Source organism: Rossellomorea vietnamensis (assembly GCF_008180615.1).
Lineage (GTDB): Bacteria > Bacillota > Bacilli > Bacillales > Bacillaceae_B > Rossellomorea > Rossellomorea vietnamensis_D.
This window is the reverse complement of record NZ_VTEH01000001.1, coordinates 580,637-606,043: the sequence shown is the minus strand read 5'-3', so window position 1 is coordinate 606,043 and position 25,407 is coordinate 580,637. Positions and strand designations below refer to the sequence as shown.

Annotated in this window: 28 protein-coding genes and 1 tRNA gene; 20 read left to right on the top strand and 9 right to left on the bottom strand. The window is 41.0% G+C overall.

Annotated features, from left to right (window positions below; all coding sequences use genetic code 11):
• The first annotated feature begins 199 nt into the window (after positions 1–199).
• Positions 200–973, top strand: coding sequence for an enoyl-ACP reductase FabI (fabI, locus tag FZC79_RS02925; RefSeq protein WP_148945365.1), 774 nt, complete (start codon positions 200–202; stop codon positions 971–973).
• Positions 974–1,150: 177 nt separating this feature from the next.
• Positions 1,151–1,699 (top strand): CotO family spore coat protein, encoded by a 549-nt coding sequence (locus FZC79_RS02920; protein WP_187442615.1) that lies wholly within the window; start codon positions 1,151–1,153, stop codon positions 1,697–1,699.
• A 53-nt stretch (positions 1,700–1,752) separates the two neighbouring features.
• Here the strand turns inward: FZC79_RS02920 and FZC79_RS02915 are convergent, their stop codons facing one another.
• Entirely contained in the window at positions 1,753–2,250 is a 498-nt protein-coding gene (locus FZC79_RS02915) for a CotY/CotZ family spore coat protein (RefSeq protein WP_148945363.1), read from the bottom strand.
• Positions 2,251–2,718: 468 nt separating this feature from the next.
• Here FZC79_RS02915 and FZC79_RS02910 point away from each other — a divergent pair, with 468 nt between their 5' ends.
• The 10 genes from FZC79_RS02910 to FZC79_RS02860 all read left to right on the top strand — a co-directional run bounded on the left by FZC79_RS02910 (position 2,719) and on the right by FZC79_RS02860 (position 10,242).
• Entirely contained in the window at positions 2,719–3,057 is a 339-nt protein-coding gene (locus tag FZC79_RS02910) for a DUF1360 domain-containing protein (RefSeq protein WP_148945362.1), read from the top strand.
• Between the two features lie 462 nt (positions 3,058–3,519).
• Positions 3,520–3,990, top strand: a complete 471-nt coding sequence (locus tag FZC79_RS02905; RefSeq protein WP_148945361.1) for a YhcN/YlaJ family sporulation lipoprotein — start codon at positions 3,520–3,522, stop codon at positions 3,988–3,990.
• A gap of 13 nt (positions 3,991–4,003) precedes the next feature.
• On the top strand, positions 4,004–4,474 hold the full coding sequence (gene spoVAC / locus FZC79_RS02900; protein ID WP_148945360.1) for a stage V sporulation protein AC: 471 nt from the start codon (positions 4,004–4,006) through the stop codon (positions 4,472–4,474).
• A complete protein-coding gene (gene spoVAD / locus FZC79_RS02895; RefSeq protein WP_148945359.1) occupies positions 4,474–5,490 on the top strand; it encodes a stage V sporulation protein AD in 1,017 nt (338 codons plus the stop codon). Before spoVAC ends, spoVAD begins: the two co-directional genes overlap by 1 nt.
• 23 nt (positions 5,491–5,513) lie before the next feature.
• Positions 5,514–5,870, top strand: a complete 357-nt coding sequence (gene spoVAE, locus FZC79_RS02890; RefSeq protein ID WP_148940614.1) for a stage V sporulation protein AE — start codon at positions 5,514–5,516, stop codon at positions 5,868–5,870.
• A 6-nt stretch (positions 5,871–5,876) separates the two neighbouring features.
• Positions 5,877–6,569, top strand: a complete 693-nt coding sequence (locus FZC79_RS02885; RefSeq protein ID WP_148945358.1) for a DUF421 domain-containing protein — start codon at positions 5,877–5,879, stop codon at positions 6,567–6,569.
• A gap of 74 nt (positions 6,570–6,643) precedes the next feature.
• Complete coding sequence (locus tag FZC79_RS02880; protein ID WP_148945357.1) at positions 6,644–6,763, top strand: YjcZ family sporulation protein; 120 nt, start codon at positions 6,644–6,646, stop codon at positions 6,761–6,763.
• A gap of 655 nt (positions 6,764–7,418) precedes the next feature.
• Complete coding sequence (locus FZC79_RS02875) at positions 7,419–7,682, top strand: stage VI sporulation protein F (protein WP_148940608.1); 264 nt, start codon at positions 7,419–7,421, stop codon at positions 7,680–7,682.
• Positions 7,683–9,055: 1,373 nt separating this feature from the next.
• Entirely contained in the window at positions 9,056–9,325 is a 270-nt protein-coding gene (locus tag FZC79_RS02865; protein WP_148945356.1) for a hypothetical protein, read from the top strand.
• A gap of 23 nt (positions 9,326–9,348) precedes the next feature.
• A complete protein-coding gene (locus tag FZC79_RS02860; RefSeq protein WP_148945355.1) occupies positions 9,349–10,242 on the top strand; it encodes an MBL fold metallo-hydrolase in 894 nt (297 codons plus the stop codon).
• Positions 10,243–10,282: 40 nt separating this feature from the next.
• Here FZC79_RS02860 and FZC79_RS02855 read toward each other — a convergent pair whose 3' ends face one another.
• The 4 genes from FZC79_RS02855 to FZC79_RS02840 form a co-directional block, all read right to left on the bottom strand.
• Positions 10,283–10,957, bottom strand: coding sequence for a DUF421 domain-containing protein (locus FZC79_RS02855; RefSeq protein ID WP_148945354.1), 675 nt, complete (start codon positions 10,955–10,957; stop codon positions 10,283–10,285).
• 122 nt (positions 10,958–11,079) lie between these two features.
• Positions 11,080–11,499, bottom strand: coding sequence for a GNAT family N-acetyltransferase (locus FZC79_RS02850; protein ID WP_435873893.1), 420 nt, complete (start codon positions 11,497–11,499; stop codon positions 11,080–11,082).
• 11 nt (positions 11,500–11,510) lie between these two features.
• Entirely contained in the window at positions 11,511–12,026 is a 516-nt protein-coding gene (locus FZC79_RS02845) for a YjcG family protein (RefSeq protein ID WP_148945352.1), read from the bottom strand.
• Positions 12,027–12,306: 280 nt separating this feature from the next.
• A complete protein-coding gene (locus tag FZC79_RS02840) occupies positions 12,307–13,032 on the bottom strand; it encodes an alpha/beta hydrolase (RefSeq protein WP_148945351.1) in 726 nt (241 codons plus the stop codon).
• A 240-nt stretch (positions 13,033–13,272) separates the two neighbouring features.
• On the opposite strand from FZC79_RS02840, the gene FZC79_RS02835 reads away from it, so the two are divergent.
• Complete coding sequence (locus FZC79_RS02835; RefSeq protein WP_148945350.1) at positions 13,273–13,827, top strand: phosphatidylglycerophosphatase A family protein; 555 nt, start codon at positions 13,273–13,275, stop codon at positions 13,825–13,827.
• Between the two features lie 142 nt (positions 13,828–13,969).
• Here FZC79_RS02835 and FZC79_RS02830 read toward each other — a convergent pair whose 3' ends face one another.
• Positions 13,970–14,200 (bottom strand): WYL domain-containing protein, encoded by a 231-nt coding sequence (locus tag FZC79_RS02830; protein WP_148945349.1) that lies wholly within the window; start codon positions 14,198–14,200, stop codon positions 13,970–13,972.
• Between the two features lie 152 nt (positions 14,201–14,352).
• Here FZC79_RS02830 and FZC79_RS02825 point away from each other — a divergent pair.
• Positions 14,353–14,424: transfer RNA gene (locus FZC79_RS02825), tRNA-Val, on the top strand.
• A gap of 322 nt (positions 14,425–14,746) precedes the next feature.
• On the opposite strand, the gene kynA is transcribed toward FZC79_RS02825, so the two are convergent.
• On the bottom strand, positions 14,747–15,589 hold the full coding sequence (gene kynA / locus FZC79_RS02815; RefSeq protein ID WP_148945348.1) for a tryptophan 2,3-dioxygenase: 843 nt from the start codon (positions 15,587–15,589) through the stop codon (positions 14,747–14,749).
• A gap of 201 nt (positions 15,590–15,790) precedes the next feature.
• Here kynA and FZC79_RS02810 point away from each other — a divergent pair, with 201 nt between their 5' ends.
• The 4 genes from FZC79_RS02810 (at position 15,791) to FZC79_RS02795 (ending at position 20,239) form a co-directional block, all read left to right on the top strand.
• Positions 15,791–16,843: a M42 family metallopeptidase gene (locus FZC79_RS02810; protein WP_148945347.1), complete on the top strand. Its 1,053-nt coding sequence runs from the start codon at positions 15,791–15,793 to the stop codon at positions 16,841–16,843.
• A gap of 243 nt (positions 16,844–17,086) precedes the next feature.
• A complete protein-coding gene (gene gsiB, locus FZC79_RS02805) occupies positions 17,087–17,479 on the top strand; it encodes a glucose starvation-inducible protein GsiB (protein WP_148945346.1) in 393 nt (130 codons plus the stop codon).
• 165 nt (positions 17,480–17,644) lie between these two features.
• Positions 17,645–18,670: a P1 family peptidase gene (locus FZC79_RS02800; RefSeq protein ID WP_148945345.1), complete on the top strand. Its 1,026-nt coding sequence runs from the start codon at positions 17,645–17,647 to the stop codon at positions 18,668–18,670.
• Positions 18,671–18,769: 99 nt separating this feature from the next.
• Entirely contained in the window at positions 18,770–20,239 is a 1,470-nt protein-coding gene (locus FZC79_RS02795) for a UDP-N-acetylmuramoyl-L-alanyl-D-glutamate--2,6-diaminopimelate ligase (RefSeq protein ID WP_148945344.1), read from the top strand.
• A 266-nt stretch (positions 20,240–20,505) separates the two neighbouring features.
• Here the strand turns inward: FZC79_RS02795 and FZC79_RS02790 are convergent, their stop codons facing one another.
• Together FZC79_RS02790 and FZC79_RS02785 are read right to left on the bottom strand one after the other, a co-directional pair.
• On the bottom strand, positions 20,506–21,576 hold the full coding sequence (locus FZC79_RS02790) for an aromatic acid exporter family protein (protein WP_148945343.1): 1,071 nt from the start codon (positions 21,574–21,576) through the stop codon (positions 20,506–20,508).
• A gap of 140 nt (positions 21,577–21,716) precedes the next feature.
• Positions 21,717–22,934 (bottom strand): NupC/NupG family nucleoside CNT transporter, encoded by a 1,218-nt coding sequence (locus tag FZC79_RS02785; RefSeq protein WP_148945342.1) that lies wholly within the window; start codon positions 22,932–22,934, stop codon positions 21,717–21,719.
• A gap of 481 nt (positions 22,935–23,415) precedes the next feature.
• Here FZC79_RS02785 and FZC79_RS02780 point away from each other — a divergent pair, with 481 nt between their 5' ends.
• Together FZC79_RS02780 and FZC79_RS02775 are read left to right on the top strand one after the other, a co-directional pair.
• Entirely contained in the window at positions 23,416–23,652 is a 237-nt protein-coding gene (locus FZC79_RS02780; protein WP_148945341.1) for a YueH family protein, read from the top strand.
• Positions 23,653–23,737: 85 nt separating this feature from the next.
• Positions 23,738–25,306, top strand: coding sequence for a peptide chain release factor 3 (locus FZC79_RS02775; protein WP_148945340.1), 1,569 nt, complete (start codon positions 23,738–23,740; stop codon positions 25,304–25,306).
• Positions 25,307–25,407: the final 101 nt, after the last annotated feature.

Below are 25,407 nucleotides of genomic sequence, written 5' to 3'. Positions count from 1 at the left end.
TTACTATCGCGTATTGGCAATGATAATTGAGATTGAATGAGACAACAATTAGAGGACGAAACCAATTATGGTTTCGTCTCTTTTTTTATCGATATGAAAAGTAAATATATTTTTACGGTAATCACTTTCTTTCCAGAAAGAAATGGGATAAAATTAGTATCAGGTACTAATAACATGTAATAAAATCAGGAGGATGAATATGACTCTTTCATTACAGGGAAAAACATATGTGGTAATGGGTGTAGCGAATAAACGAAGTATTGCCTGGGGCATAGCAAGAAGCTTACATCAGGCTGGAGCGAGATTGATTTTTACATATGCAAGTGAAAGATTTGAAAAAAGTGTTAAGGATTTGGCCGGAACGCTAGAGGGAAGCGATCATCTCTTCCTTCAATGTGATGTCACTGATGATGAGGATATTGATAAATGCTTCCAGACAATCAAGGAGGAAGCAGGCATCATTCATGGAATTGCACATTGTGTCGCTTTTGCTAAAAAAGAAGAATTAGCCGGTGATTACCTGAACACGACAAGGGACGGTTTCCTGCTTGCACATAATATCAGTTCTTATTCACTGACTGCTGTTGCAAAAGCCGCGAAAGACCTAATGACTGAAGGCGGAAGTATTGTAACGCTTACGTATATTGGCGGAGAACGAGTTCTCGAGAATTATAATATCATGGGCGTTGCAAAAGCTTCCTTGGAGGCAAGTGTTAAATACCTTGCGAGTGACCTTGGGAAATCCGGTGTACGTGTTAATGCTATATCGGCAGGACCAATCAGGACTCTTTCTGCAAAAGGAGTAGGGGATTTCAATTCAATTCTCAAACAAATCGAAGAGAGAGCACCACTGCGCAGGAATACAACACAAGAAGAAGTCGGGGATACAGCTGTATTCTTGTTCAGTGACATGAGCCGGGGCATTACAGGAGAAAACATCCATGTGGATTCAGGATATCATGTACTAGGTTAACAACCGATAAAAGTAAAAACACACAAAGTTCAAAGGCAGCCGCCTTTGGACTTTTTTATTTTGAAAGACAGTTTTTATTAAATGAAAGCTCAGCAAAATAATTCGGAAACATTCATGAAACCTATAGGCATTTGCTGCATACATTGTAAAAGGAATGAACCTCTGGAGGTGCAGCTTATGAAAAAAAATTCTAAAGAACCTAAAAAAACACCCTTATTATATATCCAGCAGCCTGCTTTTAAAGAATCAAGAGCCAATATGCAGCAATCCTATTCTTCAAGGGATGTGAAAACCACACCTGTAGAAAAACCATTCGCTGAAGCTGGAGTCAAAAAGCCAAGAAGAAAGAAACGTTCATATTTTGAAGATGAACTTGGGACTTTGTATGGAGAAGATGGGGCCCAAGAGAATCATGATGCCATTGAAGGCACAAAAGCTGAAACAACAGAGACGGTTGATAGTATTCAAGAACATAAGGAGAAAACATACTCTTTCAAACCGCTGAAACCATTCAGAGATATGGAACTGGATGAGAAGATTACTTATCTTTCACGTTATATTAACGGTAAAGCTCCTTTTCCTTGTGAATTTATTACTGCAGAAGAAAGGTATAAGGGGATTTTGCTGAGTAGTGAAGGAGACCTGCTGGTGTTAAAGACTTTTCAGGGTGATGAGATAGAGATTAATCGCAATTCTCTCCGCGGCATTAAGATTATAGGTTTATGATCAGCAAAAGAAAAAAGCCGGCCGGATGGAAAATCCGGCAGGCTTTCTAAGAATTATTCACAGATATCAAGGTCAACATCGGCGATACATTGAATAGCACAGAAGCAGTTCAGGTCAACAGTGATACAGTTGTTTGTTCTGAACCATTCGTCCACCTTGCAGATTGCACCATAGTCCAATTTTCCATAGTCATTGATGATATCTTTGTTCGGTCTTAGTGCTCTCAATGTTGCACAGCAGTTATCAAAGATTTCTTCCACACGGAAATAAATAGTCACACAGTTTGCATCACACTGGCCATCTTTTTGTTTGAACAACGCTTTGAATAATTCACCGTTTTTATTAGTAAGGGTGAACACGCGCGTGTCTGCACGGCGTCTCATAGCAGGACTGTTCAAATCGCCAAGCGGCTCAAGGAAACAGCTGGTAGTACAATCCAGACAATCATCAGCTACTGCAGCATCCTGGATGTCTTTGATTGCGCGTACTACTTCACATACACAGTTATCTGTACGGATTCCACCTACATCATCTCTTTTTCCACAACCCATATTAGAAAATCCTCCTTTTAATTGTTTATCGCTACACTAATAACATATTGTAGCCAAGGAGTTTAAGTTACGGATAATAGCCCTTTTTTCGTCAAAATAGGCGAGGTATCATATATGTGATGATGCTGTTATTCTGGGAAAACATTAAGGACAACTTTGTAAACACTGCGCTAGCCAAGTACAGCTTCAGCGTGAGTCTTTTCTCCTTATTGACGTCTGCTTGCCGAAGCTGTAATAGCCATTTTACGATTTGATCAAAAGAGAAAAAATTTAATCAGTTGAAAGTAGGGAGCATCTCTGAATCATCCAGCTTCAGCGTTTAGGATGCTTATCACGAGAACTGAGTTAGCCTTAATGTATGGAAAAACCGCCTTTTTTTCTCTCAGGAACATTTGCCTGTCGGGGCTGACCAAGGCGCTTGCGCTTTTGTTCATTAAAATTCCAACTCAACGAAAAGGAGCTAAAGAAGTGGATCTGACTTTCATGCAAATGGCCGTATTAGGAGTAGCTGTATTCCGTCTGACACACTTAATTGTATATGACAAAATCACGGAGTTCTTGAGGGCTCCTTTTTTTGAGGAAGAGGAAGAGAAAGATAAATCAGGGAATGTAGACGTTTATTTGGTCCCGAAAAACTGGATTGGCGAACTTCTCAGCTGCCACTGGTGCACAGGCATATGGGCAGCTGGAGGACTTTATGGGTTGTATTTTTTCTTTCCTGGCATTGCTTATCCGCTAATTACAATTTTAGCGGCAGCAGGTGTCGCTTCCATTATTGAAACCTTGATACAAAAGTGGATTTCTTGAAATAAGAGAACAAGCGTATTTCCTGCTGCATAGAATGGTATATATATCTGCTTTGTGAACATTTGTCAGAGGGAAACGCTGCTTTCTGAATTTCCATCATTAGAGGAGGAAGAATTGTGATGATGAAGAAATCCGCTTCACAAATTAAACCTGTAAAAACGAAAAGAAAGAAAAAAGGCTGCAGCTGCGGCAAAAATAAAAAACAAAAATAAAAGATCCATTTTACTGTAAATTTTTCCAAAAAAATATATAAAGGCTGTGAGCTCATTAGATTAAGGAATTATAGTTAATGAGCTTCAGTCTTTTTTTATTCATAAAACGAACCCTCTTTGCAGAATATAAGACTACATATAAGTAACTTGTGAAGAAATGGCCCAGTGCTGATTCCCAGAGGGCGAAGATTCACATGTTCATTCGCTGCTAACTATGGTTCAGAGGCATATTAAAAACAGAGGGGATACTATGAACAAATTATTGGTCGGTCTATTAGTAATAACAGTATATCTATCCGCCTGCGCGGCAAACAAAGAAGATGGTGCAGACAGCAGAGGAGCATTGATTAAGGTAACAGATCCTCCTCCAGTTGAACTGATGGAAAACCCAGAGACAGATAGTATTGGACATGCAGTCAAAAAAGAAATTGCCAAGCTGGAAGAACTGTACGATGTGGCAGTCATACAAGGAAAAGAAGAAATTCTTGTATCTTACAAGGTAAAGCATTCCCACCGGTTTCATATGAAAAAGATTGAGAAAAAAATGACAAAGAAACTGGAAAAGAAATATCCGAATGAAAAATTCATAGTTTCCAGTGATTATAAGATTTTTCTGGAAACAGTCAGGCTTAAAGATAAAATGAAGAATAAAAATATCTCCAATAAAGAGGCTGAAAAAAGATTTCAGGAAATCATTAAGCTGAAAGAGGAGCTAACCTAGAAAGGAGCATTATATGGGAAAGAAACCCAAAACCCCGCAGCAGAAGAAATATGAACAGCTTGAGCAAAAGCATGAAACAAAAAGGCCTGTGCTTATCAATTGCGTTAAGGCTTTTTTCGTGGGAGGTCTTATTTGTCTATTTGGCCAGGCGGTAACCTATTTCTATATCTACTTTTTCAACTTTACAGAACAGACTGCAGGAAATCCCACAGTGGCAACCATGGTCTTTTTTTCAATGCTGCTGACCGGGTTTGGCATCTATGATCATCTTGGACAGTTTGCCGGTGCAGGAAGTGCCGTTCCAGTGACGGGATTTGGTAATGCGGTTATATCTGCTGCCATTGAACATAGAACAGAGGGACTTGTTCTTGGAGTGGGAGGAAATATATTCAAGCTTGCAGGTTCCGTCATTGTGTTTGGTGTGTTTTCTGCTTTCGTTATAGCACTTATCAAAACTCTTCTTATAAAATGGGGGGTGATCTAATGTTACAGGGTACGCAGTCTTGGGAATTTCAAAAAAAGCCAGCCATCCTTTCTACCGGAGTTGTAGGAGGGCCATTTGAAAAAAATGGCAGGTTATCTGAAGACTTTGACCACTTCTATGATGATTTATGGATGGGGGAGGATACTTATGAGAAAGCGAACCGCTTAATGATTGAAGATGCCGTTAAGCTGACCCTTGAAAAAGCCGGTCTGCAGGAAAATCAAATTCAATTTTTTCTCTCGGGAGATTTGATCAATCAGATCACACCTTCATCTTTTGCAGCCAGGACGAATGAAATACCTTATCTGGGAATATTTGGGGCATGCTCCACTTCTATGGAAGGGCTGGCGTTAGCTTCTTATTTGGTTGATTCAGGGGGAGCAAACTATGTCATGACGGGTGCCTCAAGTCATAATTCCGCCGTTGAAAAGCAGTTTCGTTATCCAACAGAGTATGGCGGCCAAAAGCCTCCTACCGCTCAATGGACGGTCACTGGAGCAGGGTATTCGGTAGTAGGAAGTGGTACAGATGTACAGGGCCCTGTTCCAAGGGTCACCTCTGCAACGATTGGGAAAGTCATTGATATGGGGCTCTCAGATCCGTTTAATATGGGAGGGGCAATGGCACCGGCGGCAGCAGACACGATTGCCTCCCACTTTCAAGACTTAGGAAGAGATCCGTCATACTACGATTTAATCATTACAGGAGATCTTGCTAAAATCGGCCGAAAAACCGCTCAGGAGTTACTTCAGCAAAAAGGGTTCCACCTGACGGAAAGCCAGTTTCAGGACTGCGGTTTGCTGATTTATGGACAGGATCAGCCAGTACAATCGGGTGCAAGCGGACCAGGCTGTTCTGCAACGGTATTTTATGGACACCTGCTTAACCAGATGAAGCAGGGAGTATACAAAAGAATTTTGATGGTTGCGACTGGTGCACTATTGTCTCCGCTGACGTTTCAGCAGGGTGAGTCAATTCCATGTATAGCCCATGCAGTTTCAATTGAATACAGCTAAGTCGTTGAAAGGAGGAAAGCACCATGTTGGCAATGTTTTTTTGGGCATTTTTAATAGGGGGGAGCATCTGCGTAATTGGTCAGCTCTTATTTGATATAGCTAAATTGACACCTGCTCATACATTAAGTCTGCTGGTAGTGATCGGTGCAATTTTAGCTGGATTTGGTCTCTATGAGCCATTGATTGACTTTGCCGGAGCAGGGGCAACGATTCCGATCACATCTTTTGGTAATGCATTGGTCCAGGGCGCTATGCAGGAAGCGGAACAGCATGGTCTGGTAGGAGTTCTTACGGGAATGTTTGAAGTGACAAGTTCAGGTATTTCAGCAGCCATCATCTTCGGGTTTATTGGTGCCTTAATTTTTAAACCGAAGGGATGAGGGTATGTGTCGGAGTATACTGAAGTAGCCCTTAGAAGCCTTTTTGTTCTGATTGCCTTATTTCTTATCACAAAATTACTCGGAAAAAAGCAGCTTTCACAGCTATCTTTCTTTGAATACATTACCGGCATTACCGTGGGAAGCATCGCCGGGACCCTTTCAATGGATCTTGACGTGAAACTGCTCGAAGGATTGATGAGTATTCTCCTGTGGTTCTCTGTGCCATTCATTTTCTCTTTCATATCCCTCAAAAGTGTAAAGTTCAGGCATTTTGTCGAAGGAACCCCGACAGTGTTCATAGAGAATGGAAATATCATAGAGCAGGCGTTGAAAAAAGAAAAGTTTTCCTCGGACGAGCTGCTTGAACAGCTGAGGAAAAAGAACATTTTCAGGGCCTCTGATGTGGAATTTGCGACTCTTGATACAAATGGAGAACTGAGTGTCATGCTTAAAAAAGAAAAGCAGCCATTACTCTACGAAGACATCTTTCAAACGTCCTTAAACATATATCCAATCCACTCTGTCATCAGTGACGGAAAAATTGAAAGAAAGGGTTTGAAAAGTGTGGGAAGGACAGAAGAATGGCTGGTGAATCAGCTAAAGCAGCGGCACATCAATTTAGACAATGTATTTTTTGCCCAGGCAGACACATCCGGCAAACTAACTATTGATTTATATGATTGGCAGCCATCAAGGTGAACACTCAAAGCCCATACATAGGTAATCATCTCGACATATACTGTAGCATTCAATTATAAAGAGAGGTGATAACTATGTATGGATATGGTTATGGCTGTGGAAATCAAGGATACGGCGGGGGATATGGATCAACATTTGTGTTGATTGTTGTTCTATTTATCCTTTTGATTATCGTCGGCGCAAGCTTTTGCTAATTGCCGGATAAGCAGGTTCCCAAGGGAGTCTGCTTTTTTGATGGTCTTGAAAACCCTAGGGCAGGGGTTCCAGAGAGCTTATAGCGTGGTATAGAACACCCTCTTTCTATAGAAAAAGCCGGTTCCTTAGCACTACATGCCAATACAGCAGGAGGGGAGGTATCCTTGCTGATAGGCATTAAAAAACCTAAAATAAGCGGAATTTTTCCGGTTAAGCTTAAAAATTGAATGTGATTTAGGGTATATAAGCGGAATTTTTCCGCTTAAGCACAGCGAAACGAACCATTTTCGCATCTTTTATACAAATAAGCGGAATTTCTTCGCTTATTCTAGCTGTTTTTCGAGCTAAGACTTTTATAAGCGGAATTTCTCCGCTTATTTCTCCATGTTTTTTCAGCGGAATAAATAGCCAGAGAAAATAATCTATTGGGTCTTTTAGGCCGAGGCTGGTAAGGAAGGCTTCCAGCTGCAGAGCAAACCACCAGTTTAATCTGGTAGTTTTAATTAGTACTTTAAAGCACGACAAGGGCCAGTCCCTCTTCGTGCTTTCAAGAACTTAAGAGTAATCTCATGAAATGAAACCTCATCCCTGGGCCATGCACCATTTTTTGACCGCCTCATACAATATATTAGCTGTAAAGGAGGCGTTTACCCAATGAACAATAATAACTTCTTTAAAAACATTGAAAAGAAAACCGGTGTCAATATGAACGATGTTATGGAATTGGCTACCTCTTTGCAAAATGCCAATTTCAAAGATGAAAGCACTGTGCGCGGGGTAATCAAGAGGGTATCTCAAATTGCTAACAAACCAGTAAACAAAGAGATGGAAGATAAGATCGTCAAATCAATTGTAAATGATGGTAAACAATTGGACTTTGGAACGATATCAAACATGATTAATAATGGTAAAAAATAATAACACCATGACCATTGGGAATGCTTACAATAAAGCAGGCCTGATGGTTTGTTTTTTTGTTAATTTTTAAAAGTCTGTTCTCGTAAAGATCTTGGCTGTTTTAAACGAAATGGATCTCCGCTTCAGGTGGACGACTCCGCGGGGCTAGAACTAGACGTCCCCCTAGTCCCGCAAGATATCATCATACGCCTTCCGCTTCAATCCTCCTACATAAAGAGGATGGAGGTGAAATCGCATTCTAAATCAGCAATTAATCAGAAAAAAGCCTATTAAATAGTAACGGGTTCTGTTCTGAAGTACAAACTCCTATTTAGCTAAAGAAATGGTTGAGTGATTCGCCCCAAAATACAAAATGTCTATTGATTTCCACTCCAGGTGCGTGACTCCGCGGGGCGTGCGGTGAGCCTCCTCGGCTTCATAAAAAGCGGAAGCGGCCGTTCAGCGACGTACAGATTTTAGGGCTCTCGTATGAGATAAAGGAATCACGAAGAGCGTAAGCGATTCGATGATGACTTATCGCAAGGAGAGAGACCGAAATCTGCTAGTCGCTGGCCGCAGGAGCTAGATTCGCCTGCGGGGTCTCACCTGTCACGCTAGTCCCGCAGGAGGTCACGCTCCTTCCGTTCCAATCAAATCATTGTTACATTTTTAATAAACAACTCTCCTTCATATTAATATTTGGATTGAAAGTGTATAAGAATTTGTGCCACTAATTTTGAAGAACAAAAAGTTCTGTCACTTGTCAATTAGGGTGCATTTTGTATTACCAATTGAACAGATTCACCAGGGAAAATACTATTAAATCAAAAATAGGAGTGTCAAAAGCGAGATGATTTAACACTCCTTTTGATGAGTAATTGTTAATTTGTATTCGAAAGCAGAACCCGTTAATTAAATAGAATGTTCTCTCATTATTTTTGCATTCAGCAGTATTTCCCCTCCAGTACTAAGACTTTTCTCTCTATACGGGGAGCAATTTATTTATTTTGGCTAAGCAGTATATAAACCGTGATCTTACGAAATTATTATAAAGTAGCAACATAGTTTACTTAAAATGTCTTTTAAAAAGATTGTGGTTGATGAAATAATCGATTTCCGCTCCCGCACCACGTGTCTGCGGGGCAGGCGCTTTTGCTTTTGATTCGTCCAGCTTCAGCGCCTAGCCCCTCGGGGTCAAATAACCTCAAGAGAATAAAAGGAAAGGCCGCCTTTTTTTCTCTTGAGAACATTTGCCTGTCGGGGCTGATCAAGGCGCTTACGCTTTTGATTTCACCCCCTTAAAAGCATATTTTTCATCGAAATTAATAGTATTACAGTCAAGTGTTTACAATTTTTACTGCAGGGGAAATGGTAAGAAAAGAGAGGTGAACAGTATGGGATATATTGCACCCGTCCCGCATTATCAATATATGCAGTACGCCGAACGTGAAGCAAATAAGGATTATGATCCTTTTAAATTTGTTCCGGTCAACCGGATTCAGCCCCTTTTCAATCAAGAACGGTTTGCAGAAGAGGACATTGAAACAGACGTCAATTCATTAAGATACAATAAAAGAAAAAAGTTCAGTGGAGCGGATACTGTTTCTGCTGAATTTTTAGCGGATATCACAGGAAAAGGGAAGTACATTAACGAATATGTATAAAAAAAGGAAAGGATGTATTTCCCTTGGAACTAAAAAAAATTAATGATAGCTGCTTCTACTTTTCCTCTGCTGTCAATGTCGGATATTTAATGACACAGGGAAAGGGATTACTCATAGATACTGGAATTGATGACTCTTCAATTAAAAAGATCATTAGAATCCTTGAAAATGAGAATCTGCCTTTAGATTACTGCATCATTACACACGCACATACAGACCATTTTGGCGGAGCATCCTTCTTAAAGAAAAAGGCCGGCATTAAGCTGTATGCTCCCAAGTTGGAAAGAGCTATCATTGAAAACCCAATCCTGGAGCCGGTGTATTTATGGAATGGAGCTTATCCGCTGAAAGAATTAAGAAATAAATTTTTGGAAGGAAAACCGGTGGATGTGGATGTCTCGATAGTACCTGGTTTCTTGGAGGTTGGACCTTTCGCTCTGGAAGTAGTTTCTCTACCCGGACATTCAGTGGAACAGGTGGGAATCATCCATAATGAACTCCTTTATACAGCAGATGCTTATTTTGGTAAAGAAGCCTTAAAAAAACATCTAGTTCCATTTATAACAGATGCAGAACAGACCTTACAAACCTTTGAAAAATTAAAAAATATTGCTGTGAAAGGTTCTGTACCCGGACATGGGGAGTTTGAAGAGGATTTTTCAGAAAGCATCGCAGCCAATATTGAGGTACATATGAAAAAGATAAAACAGATTGTTAAAATATTGAATGAAAATCAGGGCAGGATGCCATTTGACCTTCTGCTCCAAGAATTCCTTAATGGGAACGGCATTGAATCGCGTTCAATTGGCCAGTTTCTTTTGTTTCGGACAAGTTTTACAGCGTACATAACAAAACTGGTACATGAAGGATCAGCCAAGGCAGTGATGGAAAATAATCAGCTCTATATTACCTGCTGAAAAGGGCCTGAGAGGCCTTTTTTGCATTCTCGCTTTTAGATCAATATCCTTGCAGCAGTAATTCCTCTCCATCTGTCCACTCACCAAATAATATCTCTTTTGAGGAAGAAAAGCCTTTTTTACTGATTTCATTTAACAGCCATTTTTCATCTAGTTCAATCATTTTCAAATTATCATAAATGATTTCTCCATCCATTATGATAGATATGGGGATGGAGGCAGGTGCGGGAGCAATATTAAGGTCCTGCTTTTGAACGGCAGCATAATTTGGTTTCTTTATCACACTGAGGCTGCCGTCTGTCTCAAGGATGGCATATTCACACTCCCTGATAGAGAAGATATCCTTCGCTCTCAGCAGCTGCTGCATCTGGTTTAAGTCCAGATGATTATTTTTGATTGCTTCGTATTGAATTTGTCCCTTTCTGATGATAATGGAAGGGGTGTTTTCAAGAAAGTGTCTCACCCTTCGTGAGCGCTGGGTCATGATTTCTGTAAAAAAGATTAAAGCTCCCCATAGGGATATGGCGAATAGAATCTCTAATACTCCGCTTTTATCATCATATAATGAGTTTCCTACTAATTCCCCAAGGATGATGGCGGAAATAAAATCAAATGGCGTTATTTGCGAGATTTGGGTCTTCCCCAATATCCTGGTTAAGATAAGCAATGCTGCAAAACCTACAATTAATTCAGAAGCGATAGCCAAAAAGTTCATAATATTTCTCCTGCAATTCATAAGAATGGTATTAATCCATTCTAAACAAGATAAGGAAGAATTATTCTTTTTCAGCCAGACGAATAAAACCGTCTCCACGAAAGTCTGGAGACGGTTTTCGGTTATTTCAATATTTTTTTCATGGATTTGTGAGGGATGCCTGCATCAAGGAACTCATCAGATGTGACCAAGTAGCCCAAACTCTCATAAAAAGGGATAGCATGAGTCTGTGCATTCAGAATCAACGCCGGAACATCTTTACTGCGGGCATGCTCCTCAATGTAATTCATGATGATCTTTCCAGCGCCTTTACCCCGGGCCTTTGCCAATACACAAATTCGCTCGACCTTTCCAAGGCCATCTTTCAAGCGGAATCGTCCTGCGCCAGCAGGTTCATTTTCATCGTATAAAACGAAATGGTCAGATATATTTTCAAATTCATCTATTTCTTCTTCGAGTGGGACGTTTTGTTCTTGTACAAAAACTTCTTTACGCACATCCATTGCCTCTTGAAGTTGTTTATCAGTTTCAGCCAGGATCATTTTCAAAGCAATTATTCCTTTCCTAATCGGAATGTTTCATAGACAGTCCAAGAGCCATTTTCAAGCTGATAGAGCAGGTGGAAACGGTCCACTGTTTCTTCATGGTCTATGCCTAACATGCGCAGAGACCCAAAAACATCCGAATGTTCGTCATCTGAAAGATTTTGAGCAACTGTTATATGAGGCACAAATGCATATTCGGGTTCCTGTTCATTGAATTCAGCCGTATGCATGGCTTTATGCAGACCTTCCAGTTCAGGGTTAGGCTCAACTTTAAAATAGATTACATTATTGACAGGCTGAAATGAACTGATTTTGTAAACTTTCATATTGAATGGATCATATTGTTTGGCAATCTGCCTAAGCTTGTCTGCAATATCCTTAATTCCACTGTCATCTGTGGTAAAAACATTCTTCAGAGTCAAGTGGGGCGTGATCAAAGCATAATGGGGATCGTAACGCTTACGATAAGCATTTGCTTTATCTTGGAGCGATTTAGATGGAAAAATAACGATACCATAATTCATATAAATGTTACCTCCCTAGTCATGAAGTTCGATAAATTCAAAATAATTAAATATATCAGTTATTATAGCACAAAAAAAGATGAGATGCCTTGAATGGATTTTCTGAATTAGGCTCATTCCGCCAGTGTGAGAAGCTGCCAGAAGCAAATTCATTTGCTATAGAGCTGCTTCTCACACTGGCTGCTTTTCAGCATAGCTGAAAAGCGGGAGAAACCCGAGGGTTTCTCCCGAATGAGCCAAAATAACGAGTTACCTTCTATTATGCCATATTTCGGTTTTCCTATGAGAACATATGCCTCAATGCCCGCTTCAAGTCAGGCTGCCAATATTTCCATGTGTGGCCGCCGTCGAATTCCTCATAGAAAGAAGAAAATCTTTCTTTTTCAAACACCTCGTGAAGCTCTCTATTCGGTGTGAGGAAATCAGCTGTTTCCCCATTAGTCGTTTTAACCTCGGTTTCCCCTTTGCCGATAATATGGTAAAGGTTCAGCAGGTGAGGCTGGCCATTCCGTTTCACTGCTTCAAGAACCCTGTCATTGACAAAAGGAGACTGCATGATAACCTTGCCGAACGTATTAGGGTACTTCAAGGCTGTCATCAAAGATACAGAGGCGCCTAAAGAACTTCCCATTAACGCTCTCCCCATTCCCATATGGTAAACCGGGTATTGATCGTCCAGGAAAGGCACAAGTTCGTGAGCGAGGAAGCGGATATATGCAGCATTCTGCTCGCCTTCGGGATGATATTTTCTTCTCCGGTCCTGAACATCCTTATAAGGAATCCCGACAATGATCATATTTTCAACTTCCTGATCACCGATTAATTCATCAGCCAGCCGCGGAAGTCTTCCAAGCTGAAAGTAATCCTTGCCATCCTGACAAATTAATAAGGCGTGCTTATAGAGTGGTGAATAAGAGGGGGGCAAATAGACAAGCATATTAATTTCTTCATTCAATTCCTTGCTGAAGAGGCTGATTTCGTTGATTGTTCCTCTAGAAGAAGTCATTTTAATACCTCCAATGATTAAATTGTCCATATTTCAATTGCGGCTAATAAGCCTTCCAAAAAAGATTGTACCATACTCTTTTTCTAAAATCCCTGCAACCGCTCACAATTGAAAGTATTCGAGCGGACAGGTTTCAAAACCCCTCAGCTGGAGAAAACAAAAGAGACAGATAGTTTAATAATGGGTTCATTGTCAGTATAATATGAAAAAAGAGATTCGCAGACTTAGGAGGAGAGAAAAATGTCAAAAATTGTACATTCGAAAGATGTTACATATGCAGCCAGACAAAAGCTAGAAGAACGAGGGGTATCGATACAAGATATAGCAGAGATCGTCTACCAGATGCAGTTCCCTTATCATCCAGAGCTGGAAATGGAAGACTGCACTGCAAGTGTTGAAAAAGTCCTGCTTAAGAGGGAGATCCAGCATGCGATCCTCGTCGGTATCGAGCTTGATGTTCTTGCAGAAAATAAGCAGCTTTCAGAACCGCTCCAATCCATCGTGGAATCGGATGAAGGTTTGTTTGGGGTCGATGAAACCATTGCCCTTGGAGCTTCATTGGGATATGGAAGCATAGCCGTAACTACATTCGGACACCTTGATAAAAATAAGATTGGTGTCATACGGAAGCTGGATACAAAAAACGGAAACGGTGTGCATACCTTCCTCGATGATATGGTCGCAAGTATTGCAGCCAATGCAGCATCAAGGATTGCCCACCGCCTGCGTGACATTGAAGAACAGTTTACAGATGAGGAAATTAAAGCCCATGATGAGGAAGAGATCATCGGGTAGAGGTCATCCCGCTAATGGATAGCGGGATTTTTTTATCTTTTCAACACTGTCTTGAATTCTCTATTAAACAGTACAATAGATTTCTGCGGCGTAAAGAGTTTGTTGCTGAGAAGGCAGGGCACTTGCCGTAAACGGTATTGACTTATGAGGAGATGTTTCGAGTGGAGGAGCAGCTGCCGGCAGGATGGGCGGCTAAAATATTTTCTATGTTAAATGTCCGGAACTGTTTTCTGAAATAACAATAGGCAATAATATAATTGCTCTCTTCTCTGATAATGAATATGGTTCTTTTGCTGAATTCTTCAAGTTCTGATTGATAAATGATTGTAACAGGAGTACGGTTTTTATAAGCTTTCTGTAAAATCTTTTCCATACAGCCTTCTCCTTTAAAGGGATTTAATAAAAGTAGTATACGCGAACGTTTGTTCTTTTATACTTATTTTTTTAAAAAAAGTTTCTTGTGTTATTGACAAGCTATGAATTTTTCATATAATAGAATATGTAGCTTAAATACATTGACTTCGTGATCTGATAGTTCAGCGGGAGAATACATCCTTGACAGGGATGGGGTCGGGGGTTCGAATCCCTCTCAGATCATACAAAAAAGCGCTGCTTCTTGTGAAGCAGCGCTTTTTATTGTTATGAATTAATAATAATAAAGCCATGATTAGCTTTAACTTTGTTATCCTCATCCAGCTTCAACAACAACCCTAAGAGATCAAAGGAGAATCCCCTTTATTCTCTTGTTAAACATTAGCTTTTCTGGGCTGAGCAGACTGCTTACGCTTTTGATGCGTCCAGCTTCAGCGGCCAGCCCCTCGGGGTCAAATAACCCAAAGAGAATAAAAGGAAAGAGCGCCTTTTTTTCTCTTTGGAACATTTGCCTGTCGGGGCTGAACGGGCCGCTTACGCTTTTGGTTTATAATTTCGTCCTGACATCCCAAAGCTCAGGGAAAAATCGATGATCTAATACCTTCTTTAGATAGCCTACTCCTGAAGACCCTCCTGTACCCATCTTATGCCCAATGATTCTTTCGACTGTTTTCATATGGCGGAAACGCCACTGCTGAAGCCAGTCTTCAATATCAATCAGTTTCTCGGCCAATTCATAAAGGTCCCAGTATTCATCAACATTTTTATACACTGTAACCCATGCATCCTCAACGGAAGGATGAGAACCATAGGGAGCAGTGTAATCCCTATTCAGAACTTCATCTGGAATTTCGAGGCCGGCCCGGGCTAAAGCATTGATGGATGCATCATAAATCCCAGGCTTCTGGTATGCATCAAGGAGATCCTTATGCAGTTTGGGATCCTTTTTATAGATTTCCAGCACATGTTTGGTTTTGTATCCCAGCATGAATTCAATCATGCGGTACTGATAGGACTGAAATCCTGAAGCTTGTCCCAGCTTTTCTCGGAACTCCATATATTCAGCGGGGGTCAAAGTGGACAGTACGTCCCACGCCTGGATGATTTGAGATTGTATTTTAGATACTCTCGACAGCATTTTAAAAGCCGGTGACAGTTCGCCTTTTTGAATCGAATCGATACTTGCATCAAGCTCATGCAATATAAGCTTCATCCACAATTCACTCACCTGGTGAATGATGATGAATAACATTTCATCGTGATGTCCCGACAGCCTTTTTTGACTGGACAGCAGGGAATCCAATTGCAGATAATCCCCGTAGGTCATTTTTTCAAGAAAGTCCATATGAATATCCTTATCAAAAATATCTTTATTCTTTTTATCTCCCATGTTGTACCCTCCTGATTTGGTGAAATCTTAAGTTTGGTTCCTTTATTAACAACTTTCGATTAAAACCTTGGAACTCCTTTAAAAGATTGAATTAATTACCTGGTGAACCAGAGTGCTGTAATGCTGTAAGAAGGCTTAGAGATTTATACCGGACTGCATTTAAGCTATAATAAAACAAAAGGGGAAAGGAGATTGAAAAATATGAATACATATCCGAACACAAAAAATACAATGGAACTCATTAAACAGCTCGTATCCATTCCAAGTCCTTCAGGAAATACGAATACAATTATTTCTTTTGTCGAGGACTACTTAAAAGAAACAGGCTATCATATGTACAGAAACAGAAAGGGCGGTTTGATCCTCACCATTCCAGGAGAGGATCACAGCAGGCATCGGATGCTGACTGCTCATGTTGATACATTGGGGGCAATGGTAAAAGATATTAAAGCTGACGGCCGCTTGAAGTTGTCCATGATCGGAGGTTTCCGCTGGAATGCAGTGGAGGGAGAATATTGCACGATTGAAACTGCATCCGGGAAGACATTTTCCGGTACCATCCTTATGCATCAGACCTCTGTCCATGTTTATAAAAATGCAGGCGAGGCTAAGCGTGATGATGTGAATATTGAAGTCCGCATTGATGAGAAAGTTTCAAATGCAGCAGAAGTAAGAGAACTGGGAATTGAAGTAGGGGACTTTATTTCCTTTGATCCCCGTGCTGAAATTACAGAGAGCGGCTATATTAAATCCAGACACCTAGATGATAAAGCAAGTGTAGGGATGCTTCTCCAATTAATCAAGAAAGTTAAGGAAGACAACATTAAATTACCATACACTACCCAATTCCTTATCTCCAACAACGAAGAAATCGGCTACGGAGGAAACTCCAATATCACTCCTGAGACAGTTGAATACCTGGCAGTGGATATGGGCGCATTGGGAGATGGACAGTCCTCTGATGAATATACCGTTTCCATTTGTGCAAAAGACTCAAGCGGTCCTTATCATTTGGGATTAAGGCAGCATCTGGTCAATCTGGCTAAACAAAATGAGATCGAATACAAGGTAGATATCTATCCTTATTACGGATCTGATGCCTCTGCAGCAATCCGTGCGGGCCATGATATTGTCCACGGACTAATCGGTGCGGGAATTGATGCATCACATGCTTATGAACGAACACATGAATCTTCTATATACCATACCGAAAAACTGCTTTATCATTATGTTCAGTCTTCAATGGCAGAATGATCAATTGAATGACGAAAAATATGGAGGGAGCCCGCTAATGAGGGCTTCCTCTTATTTAGTTCCGCTGGTTCTTCGGTTTTTCAATCGACAAATTCCGGGGCGTGACTGTCACTGATGGGTGGTAAAACCTTGAAATCAGCAATTTTTCGACATATTTTGTTTATATCTGTTTAAGAAGGATAATACATTAATGTAAGCTTCTTAAAGCTAAATACTAAACTTTTTAAAAGGAGAGTGTTTAGAATGGCAAATAACAATAATAACTCTAACAACAATGGCAAGATGTCACGCGAGGAAGCTGGACGAATGGGCGGTAATGCGACAAGCCGCAATCATGACAAAGAATTCTATCAAGATATTGGTGAAAAAGGCGGCGAAGCAACAAGCAGCAGCCACGACAAAGAATTCTATCAGGACATCGGCGAAAAAGGCGGCGAAGCGACCAGCCGAAGCCACGACAAAGAATTCTATCAGGACATCGGCGAAAAAGGCGGCGAAGCAACAAGCAGCAGCCATGACAAAGAATTCTATCAGGACATCGGTGAAAAAGGCGGCGAAGCGACCAGCCGAAGCCACGACAAAGAATTCTATCAGGAAATCGGCAGAAAAGGCGGAAACCGCAACAGCGGGTCCTGATGGATCGTTCAACTAGTGAATGAAATAAAAATATTCCAAACTGAAGTGATCTCTGCCAGTATTGGCAGAGATCTTCTTATTAGAACTAAATGAAGGAAAAAAAGGGTTTGTGCAGAAATAGTAAGAAGATGGAAATATACCGTAAAGGCATAAAGGGGTGGCAGCATGAATAATCTGTTTTCAATAGGTGATTTACCGAAAGGCAAAAATAATTGCATTACTGATGTCCATGGTGTGAGAGTTGGGCATGTCACTTTAGTGAAGGCTTATGAAGACGGAGAAAAAATACAAACAGGCGTGACATCCATCCTTCCACATGGAAAAAATTTATTTTGTGAAAAAGTACGCAGCGCAAGTTATGTGATTAATGGGTTTGGTAAAACCACCGGCCTCATCCAAATCGATGAGCTGGGGCTGATCGAATCGCCAATCATGCTGACGAATACATTTTCAGTAGGAAGTGTATGGCAGGGCACCCTGCAATATATGCTGGATCAAACTCCTGAAATTGGGGAGAGTGCCGGATCTGTTAACATTGTGGTTGGTGAATGTAATGACAGCTATCTTAACTCAGTAAGGCTTCAGGCCGTGCAGCCAGCCCATGCCGTGCAAGCCATTGAATCGGCAAGCACAGCTCCTTCTGAAAATGGAGCCGTAGGCGCAGGGGCGGGAACGCTTTGTTTAGGTTTTAAAGGGGGAATCGGAACTTCTTCAAGAGTTATTGAAGAAGAGGGAGAGACTTTTACTGTAGCCAGCCTTGTACAAACCAATTTTGGAAGAAGAGAAGAAAATAAGTTTCTGAATGAACCTCTTATTCCAAGTCTAGAAAAGTTTCCCGACGGATCCATTATAATTATTCTTGCTGTTGATATCCCTATGTCAGACAGACAGTTAAAAAGATTAGCCAAAAGAGCTGTTGTAGGGCTCTCCAGATCAGGAAGCACTATCCACCATGGAAGCGGGGATATTGTCATTGCTTTTACTACTGAGAACAAAGTAAAACATCGGCAAGAAGGGCTTTTTGATACAGTGAAAATGATCAGGGAAGATCATCCAGTTATGAATAAGATTTTTCAGGGAGCCGCAGAAGCAGTTGAAGAAGCCATTTTTTCATCTCTTTATTTCGCGGAAGAAACTGGTGGAAGGAAAGGCAGGAGTGCTTCTTCTTTTAACAAGTACTATAATGGCTGAAAATGCCTCTAGGAAAGAGTGCTCTTTTTCTTCTCAATTTCCCGATGGTAATATACAATAGTAGGTAATTGATTTCAACACATTGTGAGGTTAGTAGAAATGAATACATATGAATTATTATCAACTTTAAAAGTGAAGACGATTTATGGTGAGCTTCCTTCAAATATATCTAATTTGCACGTTGATTCACGCAAGGTCCAGGCGGGCGATATTTTTATTTGTACCAGGGGCTTCACAGTAGACGGCCATGATTATGCTCTGGATGCCGTTGAAAAGGGTGCTGTATTGATTGTTGCTGAGAAGCAGCTTGATATCAATCTGGAAAAAGCAGCACTGGTAGTTGTAAAAGACACATTTAAAGCGATGGGACAGCTTGTTAATAAATACTATGACTATCCTTCAATGAAAATGAATGTTTTTGGTGTGACAGGGACGAATGGAAAAACATCTGTGACAAACCTAATTCATTCCATCTTGAGAAAAGACGGCCAGAGCTCAGCCCTTTCAGGAACAATTGGATTTGACCTGAATGGTGAGCTGTTCCCGAGTGAAAACACGACTTGTGATGTCATGACCAATCAAGAAATGATCCAGAAGGCATTGGACAGGAATATAGAGAATATGGTGCTTGAAGTCTCCTCACATGGACTCACACTTGGCAGGCTTTGGGGAGTGGATTTTGATGTGGTCACTTTCACCAATCTCAGTCACGATCATCTCGATTACCACCAGACAATGGAGCATTATGGATATGCGAAAGGCTTGCTTTTCTCCCAGTTAGGCCAAGATCTATCCAGGCCTAAATATGCTGTTCTCAACAGCGATGATGAGTGGTATGAAAGATATTCCAAAATGACAGCTCACGAGATCATCAGCTACGGACTTGAATCTTATGCAGACTTTAAGGCTGAAAAAATCAGCTACTATAATGATTTGACTGCTTTTACGCTTCATTCCCCTGAAGGGACATTTGCGGTGGAATCCAAGCTTCTTGGTAAATTCAATGTGTATAATCTTCTTGCTGCCATGGCGACACTGTTCGCAAAAGGGATGTCAGTAGAGAAACTGGTGAAAATCATCAAGGAACTTCCTCCTGTCAATGGACGGATGGAAAAAGTAACTTCGGAAGCACCGCTGTCCATATATATTGATTACGCACATACTCCAGATGCAATTGAAAATGCGATTCAATCTGTTCTGCCATTCAAGGAGAATAAGATTATCTTCCTAGTCGGAACCGGAGGAAATAGAGATAAGTCCAAACGACCGGCAATGGCTGAAAAGGCATCCATAGCTGATTATGTGATCCTGACAACGGATGATCCGCGCTATGAAAGCTATGACAGTATTGTCAATGACCTTGGAAAAGGGATGATCCATAACGACTTTGCTTTGATTGGTGATCGAGAAGAAGCGGTTAAGCATGCGATCGATGTGAGCGAACCGGGCGATATCATCATTTTTGCCGGAAAAGGCCACGAGGATTATCAAATCATTGAAAATACAAAATATCCACACAGCGATAAGGAAATTGCGATTCAGCGCTGTAAAGAAAAATACAACTTATAAAAAAGCCAAAGGATTAGCTTCCTTGGCTTTTTCTCTTGTTTCTTTTTAAAGGGCTCTATTAGTAGTTGCTATTCCATACCAATTTCGAAAAAATTCACATGAATAACCTGGTAATCATGCAAAGAAAAGAGCTGCTCTCTCCGATTTGTGAATAGCCTTAGTATCTGGGGAAAATTCGGCTCTTGTGATTTTTTAAACCCACGATGTCTTTTAACTAGAATGGTGCCCGTAATAGGGGTGTGCTGTTGCTGCACAGTACTGTTTATTTAACTGTGGTCTTGTATCAAAGCAGTATCATTTCTATGCTGCATGGCATGGATATGTGATAACTCCTCAGTTAAATCCTGAATAGAGAGCAATTCATAAAGAAGTACAGTTTCAGTCGAGAAAAAGTGGTGATGGTCTGTTTCTTTGACTTCCTTTAATTGAGAACGGATATCCCAGAATTCTTCCAGAAGATCCTTGTATTTATGGTAGTGTTCATTCGATATGAAATGCTTAGGATCCTGAATAATTTCCACCAGTGATTGTACAGCTGCAGTGACCTTTTTCTGCTTCTCCTCATCCCAATTAATATTGTGCTGAGGGAGAAGGATGAGATTGCCGAGATGATAATGAATTTGTCTAAGGATACTCATTTTTTTATTCTCATAATGGAATATTTTCATATCCTTCCGGCTGTGGCGGTGGTATTTCCACTCTTTGCGCTGATACCGGCAGAGCTTTTCGATAGTATCCATTGATTTATTCACTTCCTGAAAAGATTGACGGGACTTGGCTTCCGTCTGTTTATCAAGAACAAGCTCGATGACCCTTGTTTCAAGAAGGTTACCTGTTTTTACGAATAAATTATGTACCATCGTAGTGATCCGCGGAGAATAATTTGGAGGAAGAACAAAGATGTTGACAAGTGTGGAAATGATAAGACCGATGCTGGTTGAACCCAATCTTGATACAAATGAGAGAAAGTAATGGTCATTTGTAGTGGGAATCATTGCGACGGCAGTCAATGTCGCCACAAGCATGCCGTCTTCCAGGCGCAGTCTATGGCATATGACAATGGTAAACAGGGTAGCCAGAGTATAAGTTACCGGGGTATCGCCAAATAGAAACGTAAAGAGAATGGCCAGTGCAGCCCCTATTGCGGAAGCAGGAAAACGCACAAGACCTTTTCTAATGGAATCCGCAGCGGTTGGTTCAACGGTGACAATGGCTGTTATCACGGCAAATGCAGCTGGGAGGTTAAACCAATAGCAGATGAGAGCTGTCAAAAAAACAGCGATGGCCGTCTTGATCACCCGTCCGCCAATAATATTGAATTTCTTTATTTTAAGCATATAAAATCTCCTTTTTCTCCTGCTTTCAGTATAGAAAAAGTTATGATAGAAAGCAAAAAAACGAAAAAAGAATCACAGCAGGCGCTGCGATTCTTTTTGAACTTCATGGTTTGATTGATCTGTGTTTCAATCAGCTATAATTAGACAAACATTCCCGCGATTGCCGCGCTCAGCAGTGAAGCAAGTGCTCCAGCTGCGATGGCTTTCAAGCCGAGCCGTGCAATATCTTTCCGGCGGTTTGGAGCAAGGTTTCCAAGTCCGCCAAGAAGGATGCCAAGTGAAGAAAGGTTGGCGAATCCGCATAGTGCAAAACTGATGATGGCAACGGTTTTAGGTGATAGATCCTCTATTTGAGGAGCGAAGTTCGAATAAGCAACAAATTCATTGATGACGAGCTTCTGCCCAATGAAGTTTCCTGCGATAACTGCCTCACTCCATGGCACTCCGATAGCAAAGGCCAGTGGAGAGAAGACATAGCCTAGAATCAATTCAAGAGAAAGGCTGTCTATTCCGAAGAATCCGCCAAGAAAGCCTAGAATACCGTTGATCAATGCTACGAGTGCGATGAAAGCAAGAAGCATGGCTCCTATATTTAAAGCCAGCTGAAGGCCGACAGAAGCACCTCTTGCCGCAGCATCGATTACGTTTGTGGACTCAGAGTCCATCTCCATTTCAAACTCTTTAGGCTCAGGCTTATCATCCGTTTCAGGTATAAATAGCTTTGCCATGACCAATCCGGCAGGAGCTGCCATGAAACTTGCGGCAAGCAAGTATTCCAGAGGTACGCCAAGCAATGAATAACCGATCAGAACTGAACCCGCTACTGAAGCTAATCCTCCAGTCATGACGGCAAACAATTCGGATTCTGTCATTTTAGGAAGAAATGGACGTACCACTAACGGAGCTTCCGTCTGTCCGACAAAAATGTTGGCAGCGGCAGACATGGATTCCGCTTTCCTTGTTCCAAGAAGCCAGGAAAGCCCTCCCCCCAAAATGTAAATGAACACCTGCATGATTTTCAGATAATACAAAACTGAAATTAGTGATGAAAAGAAAATGACTACAGGCAGAACGTTGAACGCAAACACAAAGGCAATATTGGAATCATCTGTAAACAGTCCGCCGAAGAGGAAGTTGATTCCTTCATTTGAATAGTTGATAATATTATTGACTACTTTTGTAAATTCTTCCAATACCGTTTGTCCCCAGCCGGTTTCCAAAACGATAAAAGCAAAAAACAGCTGAATAGCTAGACCGCCAAAAACCGTCCTCCAGTTGATGGAACGTTTATGTGTTGAAAAGCCGAATGCTATGGCCATGACGACCAAAATACCTAAGATACCCCAAATAAACTGCAAACTCTCTCACCTCTTATGTAATATTCTTGCTAGGATAGTAAGATTACTTTAAAATTTTCATCATGTAAACCCTTTATCTGCACTTTCTGCTGAAATCCTTCTTAGTATGATGAATTTAATGGATTTTATCCCAGACGTTGAATAATATGAGTCTAAATCTGGAAAGCGGCAGTCATCTTAAAGGAAGCAAGTTGAAAACAGGAAGCTGATACATATTATTCTTTACCCATATAAACAATTAAAAACACAAGGCTTTTTTCGAAAACTTTGTTGCTATTTGATACTAATTCCGAAAAAATAACCATATTAAGAGGTGTGAAAACTGGTAACACCGAAAAGTAAAGAGCTGCTCTCCCTCGATAAGAGATAAAAGTCTTGTTATCCGGAGAAAAAACCGGCTATTTGGGATTTTGCCGCAAACAACAAGATATGCCAAAACAGCCAAATACTAAGAATCTTAAAAAAGAAAGGAAGATGCACAATGAAAATAAGAAAAAGCTTAGCTGGAGGCAGGGAACGGAAGGTTTTTATATACGAAAATAAAAAAGAAGAGTACTTCATGGTGGCCATTCCGGACATTGGCTGGTCAATCGATTTTACATACGAAACTGACAAACTGCAGGAAAAACTCGCGGACTCGCTTGAAACAAGCGGGATGACAGTTGAGGAAACTTCTGAAATAGCCTCCGGGATTTATCATTGGACAAGAGAAATGTAGTTTTGATTTCAGTTTATATTGCAAACCACAGCAGGAAAGAATATGATGAAGAGTGAGATTTTAAAGATGAGAGGGTTATATTTTCATGACTAAATTAAAGGATGAAGTTCTTTCCAGAAGAACGTTTGCTATTATATCGCATCCCGATGCAGGGAAAACCACTTTAACTGAACAGTTGCTGCTATTCGGCGGTGCCATCAGGGACGCTGGTACAGTTAAAGGAAAAAAAACAGGAAAGTTTGCGACCTCCGATTGGATGGAGATTGAGAAGCAAAGAGGGATATCCGTCACATCTTCCGTTATGGCTTTTGATTATGATGGATACCGGGTCAATATCCTGGATACTCCTGGTCACCAGGATTTCAGTGAAGATACATACCGCACACTGATGGCTGTAGACAGTGCAGTTATGATCATTGATTCGGCAAAGGGGATAGAAGCCCAGACAATCAAGCTGTTTAAAGTCTGCCGGATGAGAGGTATTCCTATCTTCACCTTCATTAATAAACTTGACCGCCAGGGAAGGGAACCTCTTGAAATTCTTGAAGAATTAGAAGAGGTACTGGAGATCGATTCCTATCCTATGAACTGGCCGATTGGAATGGGGAAAGAGTTTCTTGGTATTTACGACAGACATTATAATCGGATCGAGCAATTCAGGGTAGAAGAAGAGGAAAGATTCCTTCCGCTTGATGAAAACGGTGAACTGATTGGAGATAAAGAGCTGAAGTCATCAGGACTTTATCAGCAGGCCCTGGAAGATGTTCAGCTTTTGAATGAAGCAGGAAACGACTTTTCAAATGAGAAGATTGCCAATGGAACATTGACACCTGTCTTCTTCGGAAGTGCATTGACCAACTTCGGTGTCCAGACATTCCTTGAAACTTATCTGCAGTTTGCTCCTTCACCTCAACCGAGGAAAGCGGACGTCGGGCCTGTGGATCCGGTAAAAGAAGAATTCTCAGGGTTCATTTTCAAAATCCAGGCCAATATGAATCCTGCCCACCGGGACCGCATCGCATTTGTGCGGATCTGTTCAGGCAAGTTCGAAAGAGGCATGAGTGTCACACTTTCACGGACCGGGAAATCAATCAAGTTGTCGCAGTCCACTCAGTTCCTTGCGGATGACCGAAGCACGGTGAATGAAGCGGTCAGCGGGGATATCATCGGACTGTACGATACAGGCACATATCAGATTGGCGACACAATTGTAGAAGGAAAAGAGCTGCTTCAGTATGAAAAGCTCCCTCAATTTACGCCAGAGCTGTTCATGCGGGTAACAGCCAAGAATGTCATGAAGCAAAAACACTTCCACAAAGGAATTCATCAGCTTGTCCAGGAAGGTGCCATTCAGTTATACAAAACATTGAGAACAGAGGACATCATCATTGGTGCCGTTGGGCAGCTTCAATATGAAGTATTTGAACACCGCATGAAAAACGAATACAATGTTGACGTCATTATGGAGAACATCGGAGGAAAAATTGCGCGCTGGATTGAAAACGAAGCAGATGTAAAAGATTCTATGTCCAGTTCCAGAAGCCTTCTTGTTAAAGACAGGCATGACCGTCTGGTATTCTTGTTTGAAAATGATTTTGCCATGAGATGGTTCCAGGATAAGAATCCTGAAATCAAGTTGTACAGTTTGTTATAAGTGTCAGTGGTTAGAAGCAGAGGGAGATTGTTTGCCCTCTGTTTTTTTGTTGTGTTTTAAGTGAGAGATGGGATCCGGTGATATTGTTAGGACCCATCTTG